At 62.7% G+C, this 15,463-nt stretch carries 15 protein-coding genes; 8 read left to right on the plus strand and 7 right to left on the minus strand.

Features of this window, described 5'->3' with window-relative positions; genetic code table 11:
• The first annotated feature begins 4 nt into the window (after positions 1 to 4).
• The 6 genes from HU725_RS10100 to ureG are packed head-to-tail and all read left to right on the plus strand — an operon-like array spanning position 5 to position 4,408.
• A complete protein-coding gene (locus tag HU725_RS10100; RefSeq protein WP_060476547.1) occupies positions 5 to 322 on the plus strand; it encodes an urease subunit beta in 318 nt (105 codons plus the stop codon).
• A complete protein-coding gene (gene ureC / locus HU725_RS10105) occupies positions 319 to 2,022 on the plus strand; it encodes an urease subunit alpha (RefSeq protein ID WP_186477094.1) in 1,704 nt (567 codons plus the stop codon). Before HU725_RS10100 ends, ureC begins: the two co-directional genes overlap by 4 nt.
• A gap of 10 nt (positions 2,023 to 2,032) precedes the next feature.
• Complete coding sequence (ureE, locus tag HU725_RS10110) at positions 2,033 to 2,530, plus strand: urease accessory protein UreE (RefSeq protein ID WP_186477095.1); 498 nt, start codon at positions 2,033 to 2,035, stop codon at positions 2,528 to 2,530.
• A 23-nt stretch (positions 2,531 to 2,553) separates the two neighbouring features.
• Entirely contained in the window at positions 2,554 to 3,099 is a 546-nt protein-coding gene (locus tag HU725_RS10115) for a HupE/UreJ family protein (protein WP_186477096.1), read from the plus strand.
• Positions 3,099 to 3,773, plus strand: a complete 675-nt coding sequence (locus tag HU725_RS10120) for an urease accessory protein UreF (protein ID WP_186477097.1) — start codon at positions 3,099 to 3,101, stop codon at positions 3,771 to 3,773. Before HU725_RS10115 ends, HU725_RS10120 begins: the two co-directional genes overlap by 1 nt.
• Before the next feature lie 11 nt (positions 3,774 to 3,784).
• Entirely contained in the window at positions 3,785 to 4,408 is a 624-nt protein-coding gene (gene ureG / locus HU725_RS10125) for an urease accessory protein UreG (protein WP_027916761.1), read from the plus strand.
• Between the two features lie 116 nt (positions 4,409 to 4,524).
• Here ureG and HU725_RS10130 read toward each other — a convergent pair whose 3' ends face one another.
• The 3 genes from HU725_RS10130 to HU725_RS10140 all read right to left on the minus strand — a co-directional run bounded on the left by HU725_RS10130 (position 4,525) and on the right by HU725_RS10140 (position 7,664).
• On the minus strand, positions 4,525 to 5,184 hold the full coding sequence (locus HU725_RS10130; RefSeq protein WP_186477098.1) for an HAD family hydrolase: 660 nt from the start codon (positions 5,182 to 5,184) through the stop codon (positions 4,525 to 4,527).
• A gap of 291 nt (positions 5,185 to 5,475) precedes the next feature.
• The gene (locus HU725_RS10135; RefSeq protein WP_186477099.1) at positions 5,476 to 7,059 is read right to left on the minus strand and encodes a rhodanese-related sulfurtransferase; all 1,584 of its coding nucleotides are present in this window, start codon (positions 7,057 to 7,059) and stop codon (positions 5,476 to 5,478) included.
• Positions 7,056 to 7,664, minus strand: a complete 609-nt coding sequence (locus tag HU725_RS10140; protein ID WP_186477100.1) for a cysteine dioxygenase family protein — start codon at positions 7,662 to 7,664, stop codon at positions 7,056 to 7,058. Before HU725_RS10140 ends, HU725_RS10135 begins: the two co-directional genes overlap by 4 nt.
• Before the next feature lie 296 nt (positions 7,665 to 7,960).
• Here HU725_RS10140 and HU725_RS10145 point away from each other — a divergent pair, with 296 nt between their 5' ends.
• Both HU725_RS10145 and HU725_RS10150 read left to right on the plus strand, forming a co-directional pair.
• Positions 7,961 to 8,914 (plus strand): ABC transporter substrate-binding protein, encoded by a 954-nt coding sequence (locus HU725_RS10145; RefSeq protein WP_186477101.1) that lies wholly within the window; start codon positions 7,961 to 7,963, stop codon positions 8,912 to 8,914.
• Between the two features lie 12 nt (positions 8,915 to 8,926).
• Positions 8,927 to 10,246 carry an LLM class flavin-dependent oxidoreductase gene (locus HU725_RS10150; protein WP_186477102.1) on the plus strand — a complete coding sequence of 440 codons (1,320 nt, stop codon included), beginning with the start codon at positions 8,927 to 8,929 and terminating at the stop codon, positions 10,244 to 10,246.
• A 152-nt stretch (positions 10,247 to 10,398) separates the two neighbouring features.
• On the opposite strand, the gene HU725_RS10155 is transcribed toward HU725_RS10150, so the two are convergent.
• From HU725_RS10155 to HU725_RS10170, 4 genes are all read right to left on the minus strand, one after another.
• Positions 10,399 to 11,499, minus strand: coding sequence for an LLM class flavin-dependent oxidoreductase (locus tag HU725_RS10155; protein ID WP_186477103.1), 1,101 nt, complete (start codon positions 11,497 to 11,499; stop codon positions 10,399 to 10,401).
• A 30-nt stretch (positions 11,500 to 11,529) separates the two neighbouring features.
• Positions 11,530 to 12,864 (minus strand): LLM class flavin-dependent oxidoreductase, encoded by a 1,335-nt coding sequence (locus tag HU725_RS10160; RefSeq protein ID WP_186477104.1) that lies wholly within the window; start codon positions 12,862 to 12,864, stop codon positions 11,530 to 11,532.
• Positions 12,865 to 12,935: 71 nt separating this feature from the next.
• On the minus strand, positions 12,936 to 14,555 hold the full coding sequence (locus tag HU725_RS10165) for a dipeptide ABC transporter ATP-binding protein (protein WP_186477105.1): 1,620 nt from the start codon (positions 14,553 to 14,555) through the stop codon (positions 12,936 to 12,938).
• Positions 14,552 to 15,460 (minus strand): ABC transporter permease, encoded by a 909-nt coding sequence (locus HU725_RS10170; protein ID WP_437180332.1) that lies wholly within the window; start codon positions 15,458 to 15,460, stop codon positions 14,552 to 14,554. The genes HU725_RS10165 and HU725_RS10170 overlap by 4 nt, the downstream gene beginning before the upstream one ends.
• Positions 15,461 to 15,463 lie beyond the last annotated feature (3 nt).

The raw sequence follows: 15,463 nt of genomic DNA on the forward strand, positions 1-15,463 counted from the left end.
CAGCATGATCCCAGGTGAAATTCAGGTCGCCGATGGCGACATCGAACTCAACGTCGGCCGTGAAACCGTTCGCGTGAGTGTGGCCAATCATGGCGACCGGCCGGTGCAGGTCGGTTCCCACTACCACTTCTATGAAGTCAACGAAGCACTGGTGTTCGAACGCGATCCCAGCCGTGGCATGCGCCTGGATATCCCGGCAGGCACCGCGGTGCGTTTCGAGCCGGGCCAGTCGCGCACCGTGCAGCTGGTGGCCTACGCCGGCAAGCGTGAGGTGTATGGCTTTCAGGGCAAAATCAATGGCCCACTGGAGGGCAAGGCATGAGTCGTATTTCGCGTAGGGCCTATGCCGATATGTTCGGCCCCACCGTGGGCGATCGCGTACGCCTGGCCGACACCGAGCTGTGGGTGGAGGTCGAGCAGGACTTCACCATCTATGGCGAAGAGGTCAAGTTCGGTGGTGGCAAGGTGATCCGCGACGGTATGGGCCAAGGCCAGATGCTCGCCGCCCACGCCATGGATCTGGTGCTGACCAATGCCCTGATCATCGACCACTGGGGCATCGTCAAGGCCGATATTGGCGTCAAGCACGGGCGCATCGCAGCCATAGGCAAGGCCGGCAACCCGGATGTGCAGCCGGGCGTGACCGTGCCGGTCGGCCCGGGTACCGAAGTGATTGCCGCCGAAGGCAAGATCGTCACCGCAGGCGGGATCGATTCGCATATCCATTTCATCTGCCCGCAGCAGGTGGAGGAGGCGTTGACCAGTGGCATCACCACGTTCATCGGCGGTGGCACCGGCCCTGCTACTGGCACCAATGCCACCACCTGTACGCCAGGGCCCTGGTACTTGGCCCGCATGCTCCAAGCCGCCGATTGCCTGCCGATCAATATCGGCCTGCTGGGTAAAGGCAATGCGTCGCGCCCTGAAGCGCTGCGCGAACAGATCGCCGCGGGTGCGGTGGGCCTGAAGCTGCACGAAGACTGGGGCTCGACCCCGGCTGCCATCGATTGCTGCCTGGGGGTGGCCGAAGAGATGGACATCCAGGTCGCCATCCATACCGATACCCTGAACGAATCCGGCTGCATCGAGGATACCTTGGCGGCCATTGGCGACCGCACCATCCATACCTTCCACACCGAAGGTGCCGGTGGCGGACATGCCCCTGACATCATTCGCGCGGCGGGGCAGGCCAATGTGTTGCCGTCCTCGACCAACCCGACCCTGCCATACACCATCAATACGGTCGACGAGCACCTGGACATGCTGATGGTCTGCCACCACCTGGACCCGAGCATTGCCGAGGACGTGGCATTTGCCGAGTCGCGCATCCGCCGCGAGACCATCGCCGCCGAAGACATCCTCCACGACATGGGCGCCTTTGCCATGACCTCATCCGACTCCCAGGCAATGGGCCGGGTGGGCGAAGTGGTGCTGCGCACCTGGCAGGTGGCCCATCAGATGAAGCTGCGCCGTGGCCCGCTGGCACCGGACACCTCCTACAGCGATAACTTCCGGGTCAAACGCTATATCGCTAAGTACACCATCAACCCGGCGTTGACCCATGGCATCGCCCATGAAGTCGGCTCGGTGGAAGTCGGCAAGCTGGCCGACCTGGTGCTGTGGGCGCCGGCTTTCTTTGCGGTCAAGCCTGCCTTGGTGATCAAGGGCGGGATGATCGCCACTGCGCCCATGGGCGACATCAACGGCTCGATCCCGACGCCGCAGCCTGTGCACTACCGGCCGATGTTCGGCGCCATGGGGGCGGCGCGACATGCCACGCGCATGACCTTCCTGCCCCAGGCCGCCATGGACCGTGGTTTGCACCAGGAGCTTGGGCTGCAGAGCCTGATTGGCATAGCGCACGGTTGCCGCCAAGTGCGCAAGGCCGACATGGTCCACAACACCCTGCAACCGCTGATCGAAGTCGATTCGCAGACGTACCAGGTTCGTGCCGACGGCCAGTTGCTGGTCTGCGAGCCGGCCAGCGAACTGCCGCTGGCCCAGCGTTATTTCCTGTTCTGAAGGAGTGAAGATGATTGTTCTGACCCGCCGAATCGAGGCATCCGACAATGTCACTGCAAGCGTCACCTTGGATGTCGACAGCCGCATCAAGAGCCGCTTGCGGGTAACCCTCGACGATGGCCGTGAAGCTGGCTTGATGCTCGAACGTGGCCACCTGCTGCGTGGCGGCGAGTTGCTCACCGATGATGCCGCAAGCCAAGTGGTGCGTGTGCTGGCGGCACCAGAAGCGGTATCGACAGTGCGTTGCGCCGACCCCCACCTGCTGGCGCGCGCGGCTTATCACCTTGGCAACCGCCATGTTCCCCTGCAGATCGAACCGGGCTTGCTGCGTTATCAGCACGACCATGTGCTCGACGACATGCTGCGGGGCCTGGGCCTGACGGTACAAGCCGAGCAGGCTCCCTTCGAGCCTGAAGCCGGCGCTTACCAGAGTGCGCCGCACGGCCACAGCCACAGCCACAGCCATGGCAACGACCACCCCTTCGTGCGCCTGCCTGCCCATTCCTGAAACGTTCCCCGTAGGAGTCCACCATGAAAAAGATTTTCGCCCTTGCACTGTTGATGGTCGCGTTGCCGGCTTTCGCTCACCCCGGCCACGATGGCAACCCGTTGCATGATGGTCTGCTGCACCCGCTGACCGGGCTCGACCACCTGCTGATGCTGCTTGGCACAGGCGTGCTCGCCGCACTGACCCGGCGCAACCTGACCCTGCCGTTGGCCACCCTGGCGTCGATGTTCGCCGGTGCGGTGTGCGGCCACCTGTTCGGCGACGTGCTGGGCATGGAAACCATGATTGCCGTCTCGGTGCTGGTTGCCGCCGCCGCAGTCCTGCTGCCAAGCCGCCAATTGGTGTTGGCCTTGGCCATGCCGGTGTTCGCCCTGTTCCACGGCTGGGCCCATGGCGTTGAAGCTACCCCGAGCGCATTCTGGATGTTCAGCGCAGGCTTCGTCACCGTCAGCGGCCTGCTGTTGCTGGCCGGTTTCGCGGTAGGTTGCCTGCTGCGTCGCCACAGCGGCCTGCAGAAAGCCTTCGGCGGCGGCATGTTGGCCGGTGCTGCTCTGGTGCTCGCTGGGTGATGAACAGCGACCTGGCACTGCTGCGCTTGCTGCAGTTGGCCAGCCCGGGCCTGCCGGTGGGTGGTTTCACCTACTCACAGGGCTTGGAGTGGGCCGTCGAGGCTGGCTGGGTGCGTGACACCGCCAGCTTCTGCGCCTGGCAGCGCGAACAGATCCACGACACCCTGGCCTGCCTTGACTGGCCTGTGCTGGCGCGCCTGTACCACGCTTGCGAGGCCGACGATTCACACGCGTTCACTCGCTGGAGCCAATTCTTGCTGGCCAACCGCGAAACGGCCGAATTGCGCCTGGAAGAACAGCAGCGCGGCGCGGCCCTGGCGCGGATGCTCGATGGTTGGCAGCTAGGTCAGGAGCCTGCCTGGCGCAGCAGCCTGGAACTCAGCCAGCTCGGCGCCATGGCATGGCTCGCCGCGCACTGGCAGATACCCCTTCGTCAACTCGCCCTTGGCCATGCTTTCGCCTGGCTGGAAGGGGCGGTGATGGCCGGGGTCAAGCTGGTGCCGTTCGGCCAGCAGGCAGCGCAGACTCTTCTGCGGGATCTGGGCGCCGAACTGCCGTGCGTGCTGGACCGGGCCCTGACGCTGGCTGATGACCAGCTAGGCGGGGGTCTGCCGCTGTTGGCGATCGCTTCATCACGTCACGAAACTCAATACACCCGTTTATTCCGTTCCTGAGGACTGCCTCCATGCAAAGCTATCAGCAACCCCTGCGCGTCGGTGTCGGCGGCCCGGTCGGCTCTGGCAAGACCGCACTGCTCGAATGCCTGTGCAAGGCCATGCGTGACCACTACCAGATCGCCGTTGTCACCAACGATATCTACACCAAGGAAGACCAGCGTATTCTCACCGAAGCCGGCGCGCTTGAGCCTGAGCGGATTGTCGGCGTAGAAACCGGCGGCTGCCCGCACACCGCCATCCGTGAAGATGCTTCGATGAACCTTGCGGCGGTAGAAGCACTGGCACGCAAGTTCGGCAACCTTGAGGTGATTTTCGTCGAGAGTGGCGGCGATAACCTCAGCGCCACTTTCAGCCCGGAACTGGCCGATCTGACCATCTACGTCATCGACGTGGCCGAGGGTGAAAAGATCCCGCGTAAAGGCGGCCCCGGCATCACCAAGTCGGATTTTTTGGTGATCAACAAGACTGACCTGGCGCCTTATGTGGGTGCCTCGCTGGAAGTGATGGAGCGTGACACCCAGCGCATGCGGCCCCAGCGGCCCTGGACCTTCAGCAACCTGAAGAAAGGTGAGGGTCTGCAGGCGGTGATCGACTTCATCGTCGAGCGTGGAATGCTCGGCGTCAGAGGCTGAACAGCGGTCAATGGGTGGGCTTGGCTAAAACGCTGCTGCCAGTGAGATCGAGCGCCGCCTGTGCGGCGCCCGGTTGCCGCCTCGATGAAAGAAACAAGGCGACCTCATTGCTAGGTTCAACCGTGCAGGGTTTCGATCAACGCCCAGAGCGCTGGATCATCGAAATCCTTCACAACCAGTTTTGCTCCAGCCGCAAGCAGGCGCTCTGGCGTCTGCGTGGTGGCAACCCCAACGGTGAATATTCCGGCGCCGCTTGCCGCAGCAACCCCCGGCAACGAGTCCTCGAATGCCAACGCTTCACTCGCCAGCGCCTCTAGGCGCAACAGGCCGGTCAAGTACGGCAGCGGATCAGGCTTTGGCCGCGCCAGCTCCTCCGCTACCAATACGTGCTCGAAACGAGCTGCCAACCCCATGGCGTTGAGCATGTGCTCGGCATTGAGCCGCGGCGCATTGGTGACCACGCACATGCCGATGTCCCAGGCGCGGGCATGGTCCATCAGGCGCAGCAGGCCGGGCAGGGGGTGCAGTTCAGTGGACAGTTCGCGGAACAGCGTCTCCTTACGCTCGGCAAGCGCCTGGCGCTCGCTTGTGCTCGCCAGTGGAAACAATTCAGCGAACAATGCGCCATTGGCGCGCCCACTGACCTGGGCGTCAAATTGCTCCTGGGTCAGTTCGCGGCCGTCATAGGCGTTGAGTAATTGGCGAAATGCCTGCAAATGCAGGGTATCGGTGTCGGTCAAGGTTCCATCGAGATCGAACAGCAGGGCAGTCAGCATCAGGTATCCAGGTCAAAGAAAACAAACACGCAGGATTGAAAACATCCAGGTGGCTGTAGGCATTTGCGCTCTCAAGCCCCAATTGAGCAACAACACAACGGGGCGTCGGATGGGATCTGCAAATCTGAATGGTCGATGATAGCTCGACCCCACCACTAGTACCCGATTGATCTCGACACGCTTGCCTGCGACGCTACGTAGCGGATAGCGAACGGTACGTCCTCTGACCCAATACCCCTCACAGTACGAAAGGCTGCTATCGATCCACAGCGTACACTTGCCTGCTCCGCTTCAGAGCACCTTGAACCCGTGGGTGCCATCGCGCTCAAGTTGCGCAATCAAGCCGAATTCCCAGTCCAGGTAACCCTGCATCGCTTCGCGAGGATTGTCTGTGCCCTCGTAGGGGCGCCGATAGCGATCACTTCTTCGCACGGCAAGTTGGGATTCGCCAGTCTCCAGCGGCAGCCCGGCAGCGATCCACTGCGCAGTGCCGCCCTCAAGCAGGTAGACCGGAGTGCGTGTGAGTGCCTGCAGGTCTTGAACGGCGAAGCGCGCCAGCAGGCTGCTGCCGCAGGTCAGCACGTAGCGACTGGCCTGAGGCAGCCGTTCCAAGGCCTCGGCCAGTTGTGCACGAATTGCCCAGTGGGCGCCTGGGATATGGCGTTTGACGTAGTTTGCACTGGTGGTGAAGTCCAGCAACACCGTGCCGTCTTGCTTGAGCCAAGTGGACAGTTGCTCGACACTGATCTCGTTGGCTGCGGGCAGGTCTGGCAGTGGCGGCTGCCATTCACCCGCGTTGTCGAAGTCAGCCGGCGACAATCCGTCGAGCACGGCGACCTGCCAGCCCATTTGTGCCAGCCACGAGGCGCTCATGTTGGCGCGGACACCGTCGTCGTCCACCAGCACGATCCGCGCCCCGCGCACGCTTGCCACGTGGTCGGTTTCCTGTACCAATTGACCACCCGGTACCGAACGGCTGCCAGGCAGGTGCCCGGCGCTATATTCCTCAGGCGTACGCACGTCGAACAGGTAAGTGGTGCGGCCGGCTTCGGTCTGCCATTGCGCGAGTCCGGCACGGTCCAGCCGCAGTACCCCGGCACGATCGGCCACTTGACGGGCCTGGCGCCCAGCATTGGCACGGGTGCCGGCGCCGACCTCAGTGAAGCGCCGCTGCTGGCCGTGGGCCAGTCGCTGACCGGCGAGTGTCCAGCCAATGGTCCCATTGCGCAGGGCCGCCACCGGGTTGGGTATGCCTGCGTTGACCAGTGACTGAGTGCCGATGATGCTGCGAGTACGGCCGGCACAATTGACCACTACCTGGGTGTTTGGATCTGGCGCCAACTCAGCCACCCGCAGCACCAGTTCGGCGCCTGGCACGCTGATGCCTCCCGGTATACTCATGGTCTGATATTCGTCAAAACGGCGGGCATCCAGCACTATTACGTCGGCTTTTTCATCCAGCAGCGCCTGGACCTGCTCGGCAGCCAGAGACGGCGTGTGGCGCACGCTTTCCACCAGTTCGCCAAAAGCCTTGCTTGGCACGTTGACATCACGGAACAGCTCGCCACCGGCAGCGCGCCAGCCGGCCAGGCCGCCGTCGAGCACGGCCACGTCGCTATAGCCCAGCGCAAACAGGCGCCGTGCGGCCACCGTGGCGAGGCCTTCGCCATTGTCGTAGACGGTGATGGGGGTTGCTGCTCGCGGCACGCGGGCGAGTACTTCAAGTTCCAGTTTAGACAGGGGAATGTTGGCGGCGAAGAGCGGGTGGCCCTGGGCGAACGGATCTTCTTCGCGCACGTCGATCAGGGCCAATTCCTCCCGGGCCAGCAGGGCTCGACGGATGTCGCGATAGCGGCGGGTGGTGACAGTGCTCATCGGATAGGGTTCTCTTTGGATAGGTCCCAGATGTTGGGCAGGTGGGTATTGGAGTAGCCGGAAATGAACGGTTTTTCGCTGCCGTCCTCTGCGTAAACAGCGCGCTTGATCGCGCCGATATTGCCGCCGTAGACATGAATGCTGATCGACACCTGGTCGGCGAAGGCATTGCTGACCTGATGTATGTCACTGACGCCGGGCAACACTGCCTCAACCTGGCCAGGCAACAAGCGCACTGCCGGGCCCTGTTGTGAGAGTGCGCCTCGACCGTCGCGCACGAAACCTTGCGCCAGCTCCGCGCCGCGCAGCATCCCAATCAGGCCCCAGACCCGGTGGTCATGCACCGGCGTTTGCTGGCCGGGGCCCCAGACGAAGCTCACCACAGAGAAACGCTGACGCGAGTCGCAATGCAGAAGGTACTGCTGGTAGCGCTGTGGATCAGGCTGGGCGAGGTCGTTTGGCAGCCAGTCGTCGTGGGCGACCAGCTCGGCAAGTAACTGCTGGCCGCGGGTAAGCAGGTCACTGTCGTCAGGGCGCTGGTCTAGCAGTGCGGCGAGGCGGTCGATGAAGTGTCGCAAGCGCTCCGGGCGCAATGTCTGGGTCATGGATCATGCTCAGGTTCTGGGTGTGAGTTAACCCTAGCAAACCAATCATATATTCTCAAAATGCAAAATGATCATAAGCTAATATGCATAAAATGCATTTACAGCGCTGGCATTCTGTTTTGAAATGTCATTAGCCCAAGGGCTGAGCTGAAACCTAATGTGCATTGCAGGCACTGCTTAACAAGGTTAGTGTTATAAAAATAACCTTATGAATTCCTTGTGGTTATATAAGGCTTTTGACGAGACCGCACGCGCGGATCGCCTCATCTTCCCCCGGTGGGTAATTGGAGACGAACGTGCGCTACATCAAACATTTGGCGGCCACATTGTTGGCCATAACATTCAGCGGTGCTGCCGCCGCCCAGACGCTGGTAGTGGGTGACCAAAGCTACAACGCCCGTGCAGTAATGGAAGCGGCCGGCGTACTCAGCGACCTGCCCTACACCCTGGAATGGAAGCAATTTACCGCCGGCTCGCCGGTGGCGGAGGCGCTCAATGTCGGCAGCCTCGACATCGGCCTGCTCGGCGATGCACCCCCGTTGTTCCTCGGTGCGCTCGGGGCGCCGATCAAGGTCATCGCGGTCAGCCACCAGAACCTTGCAGGTGTCGCTATTCTTGCGCGCAAAGATTCGTCGATCCAAAGCCTGCAGGACCTACGCGGCAAACGTGCAGCGATCTGGAAGGGCTCGTGGAGTCAGCAGTTGCTATTGAGTGCTCTGGACAAGGCTGGAGTGCCACGCGAGGCAGTTGAACTGCGCTACCTCAGCGCCCTTGATGCTTCTCATGCCTTGGACGGCGGCTCGGTAGATGTCATAGCCACCTGGGAGCCCTATGTCACCCAACAGGAGCGCCAGGGCGCCCGTGTGCTGGCTACCGCCGAGGGGGTGATCCCCGCGCAAAGCTTCGTGGTGGCCAACATCAAGGCCGTGGAGCAAAAGCGCGCGCAGATTGCCGATTTCCTGCAGCGCCTGAAGAAAGCCCGCCAATGGACCTTGAAAGACACGGCCAATACCGATGCCTACGCCGACGCATGGGCCCAGCGCACGCGAGCCGACCGCGACATCGCCCGAGTCTGGTTCGCCCGCGCGCGCACTGACCTGGCGCCGCTGAATCCGCAGGTAATCGTCGATGCACAGAAGACCATCGACTTCTTCGCCGGGCTTGGCCTGATCAAAGCCTACCCGGCGTCGAGCCTATTCGACACTTCCTTTGGCACGGCCTTGCAGACGCCTGTTGCCGGCAACCACTGAAAGGAGCCTCCAATGAGCAAACGCCAGATCAAACTTGGTGCCCTGACCATGGGTTGCGGTGGCCCTGGTCGGCACAACCTGTGGCTTGATCCCGAGTTGCCGGCCGATGCCAGCATCAATATCGATTGGTACATCGACATCGCCCGCCAGGCCGAGGCGGCGCTATTCGATCTTATGTTCATCGTCGACAGCCAGTTCATCACCGCAAACTCGCCCTCGCACTACCTCAACCGTCTGGAGCCACTGACACTGCTTTCGGCGCTGGCGGTCAGCACTCGTCATCTCGGCTTGGTCGGTACCCTGACCACCTCCTACAACGCACCGTTCAACGTTGCTCGCCGGCTGGCCTCGCTTGACCTGATCAGCAAAGGCCGCGCCGGCTGGAACGTGGTCACCAGCGGCGATGCTGGCACTGCGGGCAATTATGGGTTGGACGAGCACTACGACTACGATACCCGCTATGCCCGGGCCCAGGAACATGTCCAGGTGGTGCAAGGTCTCTGGAATTCGTACGAGGACGATGCCTTCCCTCGGGACCGCACTAGTGGCCGCTTCCTAGACTCGGCCAAGTTGCACGCCCTCAATCACAGGGGCGAGTACTTTTCGGTGGTCGGGCCGCTGAACATACAACGTTCGCCGCAGGGCCAGCCGGTGATCTTCCAGGCCGGCGATTCCGAACAGGGCCGCGACCTCGGGGCCGCCACTGCCGACGTAGTGTTCACCCACGCTGCAAGCGTCGAGCAGGGCCAGGCGTTCTACCGCGATATCAAAGCTCGGGCCGCGCGGCGGGGGCGTGACCCGGAGCAGCTTTTGGTCATGCCAGGGGCGGAAATCTTCGTGGGCGATAGCGACGAGGACGGTCGCGAGATCGAACGCCACTATCATCAGACCGATCATAGCTTCGACCTGGCACTGAAGGAATTTGGGCGTAATTTTGGCTGGCACGATTTCAGCCAGTACGACCTTGATGCGCCGTTTCCCCAGGCCAGCCTCGAGTTCGCCCGCAGCAGTTTTTTCACCAACGCCAAGCGTATCGCTGACCAAGCCCGGGACAAAGGTTTTAGCCTGCGCCAGACAGTCGAGTTCGGTCGCCAGCTGCGTCCGGGAGCCTTCGTCGGTTCGGCGCAGACCGTGGCGCAAAGGATGGCCGAGTGGTTCGAGGCCCGGGCGCTGGACGGTTTCAATATCTACATCGGCCATCCCGGGCAGTTCCGCCGTTTCACCGAAGAGGTGGTGCCGCTGTTGCAGGAGCGGGGGGTTTACCGCACGGCGTATGAAGGCAGCACCTTGCGCGAGAATCTGGGGTTGCCCATCCCACGCTTTGGTGGTTAGTCGGTTCGCGGGGCTGGCGAGTAGTCCCGCGGCATGCGCTAGGTTTGTAAGTCGCCTGCCCGACGTTGTTGACCCCCTGCAAACCCAGCAGGCTACGCATCTGGATAGCCGGTGATGCGCCCAATAGGGCGTTTCAGCAGGGGGGGAACCTACTAGGCTGAGCGGGTGATGCAAGCGCCTTGCTGCTGCGCAACCAGCGCACGAATCCGCGGAATCAGCTCTTGCCCATATTCCACGGCGTCTCGTAACTGCTCGAACCCGCGAAATAGAAAAGTGCTTACGCCCAGTTCGTAATAGGCTAGCGCAGCCTCGGCCACCTGCTCGGGCGTGCCGACCAGCGAGGTAGAGTTGCCGGCGCCGCCGCCCAAGGCCGCGATCTCGGTCCACAACCGGGTGTCATGTACTTTGCGCTCTGCAGCCAACTGCACAAGGCGTTCGGAGCCGGCGTTGCTCTTACCGAAATTTTTCTCGCGGCGCTTGCCCTGGCGGATGCTGATGCGTTGCTGGGCATCGGCTAAGATGCGCTCGGCCCGCGCCCAGGCCTCTTCTTGCGTGGCACCGAGGATGGGGCGTAACGAGAGACTGAAGCGGATATGATTCTCCCGCCCGTACCGGGCAGCCGCCTTGCGCACCTGAGCGATGCGCTCGCGCACTTGCTCCAGTGGTTCACCCCACATCATGTATACGTCGGCATGTCGCGCGGCGACTTCCACTGCCGCGTCCGATGCCCCGGAGAAGTAGACTGGCAGCTTGCCCACGGGTTTCACCAGGGTCAGGTTGTCTTCCACCCGGTAGTGCGCCCCTTGATGGTCGAATGGAGTGGTCTGGGTCCAGGTATTGTGCAGTACCTCTAGGTATTCGTCAGTGCGCGCATACCGCGCATCCTTGTTGAGGAAGTCGCCGTCGCGCTGCAAGTCGCCGCTATCGCCGCCGGTGATCACATTGATCGAGGCACGGCCACGGCTCAATTGGTCGAGTGTGGCGAACTGTCGAGCGGTGAAGGTCGGGGCCTGGAAGCCGGGGCGGTGCGCCACAAGTAGGCCGATGCGCTCTGTCAGTGCAGCGACGTAGCTGGCCAGAATCATCGAGTCTGGGGCACTGGTGTTAACCGCCAGCAGGGCTTTATCGAAGCCTGCGTATTCCTGGGCCTGGGCAAAAGCCTTGATGAAGTCCAGGTCAACCAGCGGGCCTCGGGGAGCCTGGGATTCGCTGCTTTCCTGGGCGCTGATGAAGCCAATGAATTCAAGGGTCATGTGGTGGAACTCCTTTAGCAAGGGCAGTGGTCAGGCGCAAGCAGTCTGGCTGCGGATTCGGCTGTAGCGGTTGGTAGGCACGCTTAGGCCAAAGCTGTCGCGCAACGTGCTGCCTGTATACTCGCTGCGCACCAGGTTGCGGGCCTGGAGAAGGGGTACTACCAGTTCGGTGAAGTACTTCAGACCATCGGGCAGCAACGAGTTGATGATGAAACCGTCGGCGGCGCCGCCCTCGAACCAAGCCTGTAAGGCATCGGCAACCTGTTCGGGGGTGCCTGTGAAGTCCCGCCGCGGGCGCGAGAAGCGCAAGGCAATTTCGCGCAGGCTCAGGCCCTCTTCGCGGGCCAGTTGTTTCAACTGGTCGGCAGTGCCTTTATGGCTGTTGTCGCCGAGTGTTCCTAGGTCGGGGAAGGGCGCGTCCAGGTCATGCTGGGTGAAATCGTAGTCGTTGAACGGTCGGCCAAGGGCGACCAGGGCATCTTCGACGCTCACCAATTCCACGGCCTGCTGGTAGCGGCGCTCGACCTCTGCTTCATCGCGGCCGATGATGGGGCGGATACCCGGCAGAATGAACAGTTGGTCGGGTTCGCGACCATGGCCGGCGGCGCGCCGTTTCAGGTCGTGATAGTAAGCGCGTGCGTCAGCGTATGACTCGGGGTTGACGAAGATTGCGTCGGCGTTCTGCGCTGCGAAATCGCGGCCGTCTTCAGACACCCCGGCCTGGAAGATCAGCGGTTGGCCCTGGGGTGAGCGCTGGATGTTCAGCGGCCCTTTAACCTTGAAGAACTCGCCCTGATGGCCCAGGGTGTGCAGCTTGGCCGGGTCGAAAAACTCGCCGGTCTCTTTGTTGCGGGTAAACGCATCGTCCTCCCACGAGTCCCACAGGCCCTGAACTACCTGGACATGTTCACGGGCAATGCGGTAGCGCACGGCATGAGGCGGGTGCTGGTCCTTGCCGAAGTTATCCGCGGTACCCGACAGCCACGATGTCACCACGTTCCAGCCGGCGCGGCCGCCGCTGATCAGATCCAGCGAGGCGAACTGGCGGGCCACCTGAAAAGGCTCGGTGTAGCTGACGGTGACCGTGGCCACCAGGCCGATGTGGGAGGTGACAGCTGCCAGCGCTGAAAGTATCGTTAGCGGCTCGAAGCGATTCAAATAATGGGGGCTGGAGCGGGCGTGGATGTGCAAGCTGTCGGCGATGAAGGCAAAGTCGAACTTCGCAGCCTCCGCCAGTTGTGCCTGTTGCTTGTAGTAGCCGAAATTGACACTGGCGTCAGCCAGTGCCTGCGGATGACGCCATTCGCCCCAGCCGTGGCCGACGCCATGAATCATTGCGCCGAGGTGGATCTGTCGTTTACTCATGCTCATTACCTCTGGCCGATAGGCCTCAATGTCTGATCCGCGCGACACGCCTGTGCCGCGTGGCACACCGGTCAAACCGCCACGGGCAGCACGCTGCGCGAATGCCCTGGTACTGCGTCGATCAGCGCTTGGGTGTAGACGCTGGCCGGTTGGCCGAACACCTGCACCGCCGGCCCTTGCTCGACTACCTGCCCGCGCCGAAGCACCAGCACCTGGTCGGCCATGCTTGCCACTACCGCAAGGTCGTGGGAAACCAGTACGTAAGCCATGCCCGATTCGCGCTGCAGTTCATCCAGCAGGGCGAGGATCTGTGCTTGTACCGATACATCCAGTGCGCTGACCGGCTCGTCGAGCAGTAGCACGTCGGGCTCCAGGGCCAGGGCTCTGGCGATGGCCACCCGCTGGCGCTGGCCTCCGGACAGCTCTCGGGGCAAACGGTCGAGCAAGTGCACCGGCAGGTGCACCCTGGTGATCAGTTCGCGGGCCTTACATTCCAGTGCATGGCCCCTCAGCAAGCCGAACGAAACCAGCGGCTCGACGATGCTATCGAACACGGTGAAACGCGGGTCGAGGGCGGCAAACGGGTTCTGCTGCACCAACTGAATACGTCGGCGCAGGGGCCGGAACTGCCGCCAACTGAGCCCGCTGATATTCGCGCCAGCGAACTCGACATGCCCTTGGCTAGGTTTCTCCAACCCCAGGGCAATACGCAGCGCCGTGCTTTTGCCTGAGCCAGACTCGCCCACGATGGCTAGCGTTTCCCCGGGATGCACTTCAAGGTTCAGATCATCCAGGGCGGTGAAGTGGGTATGCTGGCCTGGCAGAGCAAAGTGTTTACCGATGTGACTCAGGCGCAGCAGGGGCGCCTGGCGCGCCACTGCATGCGGCCGGCGTCGTGGGACGAGGGCCGGGGCGGCATTGAGCAGACTACGCGTATAGGGATGCCTAGCGCTCCAGAGTATTTCCCTGGCAGAAGCGTGCTCAATGAGTTTGCCCTGTTTCATCACTAGCAACCGGTCGGCGCGGTCGCATGCCATGCCCAGGTCATGGGTGATGATCACTAACGAGATGCCGCGCTCGGCCACCAGCTGTTGCAGATGATCGAGAATGCGCCGCTGTACCGTGGCATCCAGCGCGCTGGTGGGCTCGTCGGCAACGATCAGCCGAGGCTCGCCCGCCAAGGCGATGGCGATCAGCACACGCTGACGCATACCTCCCGATAATTCGTGGGGATACTGCCGCGCCCGCAGCGGCGGCTCGTCAAGGCCGACTTGGGCCAGCAGCGCCAGCACGTCGCTGTCTACCTCGGGGTAGTGTTGGCCACGGGCCAGCTTCAGGGCCTCGGCGACCTGCTGGCCAACGCGCAGGGTAGGGTTGAGGCTGACCATCGGGTCCTGCGGCACAAAGCCTACGATACGCCCACGCAACCGGCGCCTGCTTCGCTCGTCGGCTTGGGCCACATCGACGCCTTCGACCCACAAGTGGCCCTGGTCGATGCGAGCATTTTCCGGCAATAGGCCCAGCAGGGCGTTGGCCAGGGTCGACTTTCCCGAACCGGACTCGCCGACGATGGCTAGGGTTTCGCCTAGGTTCAGGTTGAACGACAACTGGCTCACCGCCTCGGTGCGTTGCCCGGCGCACGAGTAACTGACACTCAGGTCGCGTGCTTCGATCAAGGTCGACGGGTTCATCGAGCATGCTCCTCGGCGCTGCGCGCCAGGTGGTTTAAGCTGAACACCACGGCCACCACGAACAGCCCCGGCAGCACCGATACCCAAGGCGCCGTGACGAGAAAGTGACGACCGTTGGCGATCAGCGTGCCCCATTCAGCTGCTGGCGGCGCCGCTCCAAAGCCAAGAAAACTGAGGCCGGCAGTGGCCAGAATGGCGGCGCCGAAGTCCAGTGTGGCGAGCACGGCCACCGGGCCCCAGGCGTTGGGCAGCACATGGCGCAGCAGCGTGCGCGCCCAACTGGCGCCTCCCAGACGCGCGGCTTCGACGTAGGGCAAGGTCTTGATTCTTAGCACCTCGGCGCGAGTGGTGCGGGCGAAGCCTGGGATGATCCCGACGCCCACGGCAACAGCCACAGGCACCGTGCCGAAGCCGATAGCAGTGACGATGGCCAGCGCCAGGAGGAGGCCGGGCAGCGCCAGCAACACGTCGATCAAGCGCATCAGTGCAGCGTCGATGCGCCCCCCGGCAAAACCGGCCAGCGCACCAACACCAAGGCCACCGAACAATGCGATTGCCACCGCCAGCAGGGCGGCCAGCACTGACAGGCGTGCGCCGTACACCACTCGTGTGTAAAGGTCGCGGCCCAACTCGTCAGTGCCGAACCAGTGCACCAGCCCGGGTGTGCTGAGCTTGTCGCCAGGCGAAGTGGCATAAGGGTCGAAGCTGGTCAGCAATTGCGGCGCCAGCGCGGCAAACAGGGCGAACAGCACGATCAGCAGCGCCAGGCTGAAGCCGGGTTGGCGCAGCAGCGCGATCAGAGTGTGCTTAGTGCGCTGCAATCGGCTACGACGCTTCCAGGCGGCAGCAGGTCGTGCCGGGAAACCTGCAGAAGCAGTATCGTTGCGGGGCACCGGGATATGCATGGT

It is taken from the genome of Pseudomonas promysalinigenes (assembly GCF_014269025.2).
Lineage (GTDB): Bacteria > Pseudomonadota > Gammaproteobacteria > Pseudomonadales > Pseudomonadaceae > Aquipseudomonas > Aquipseudomonas promysalinigenes.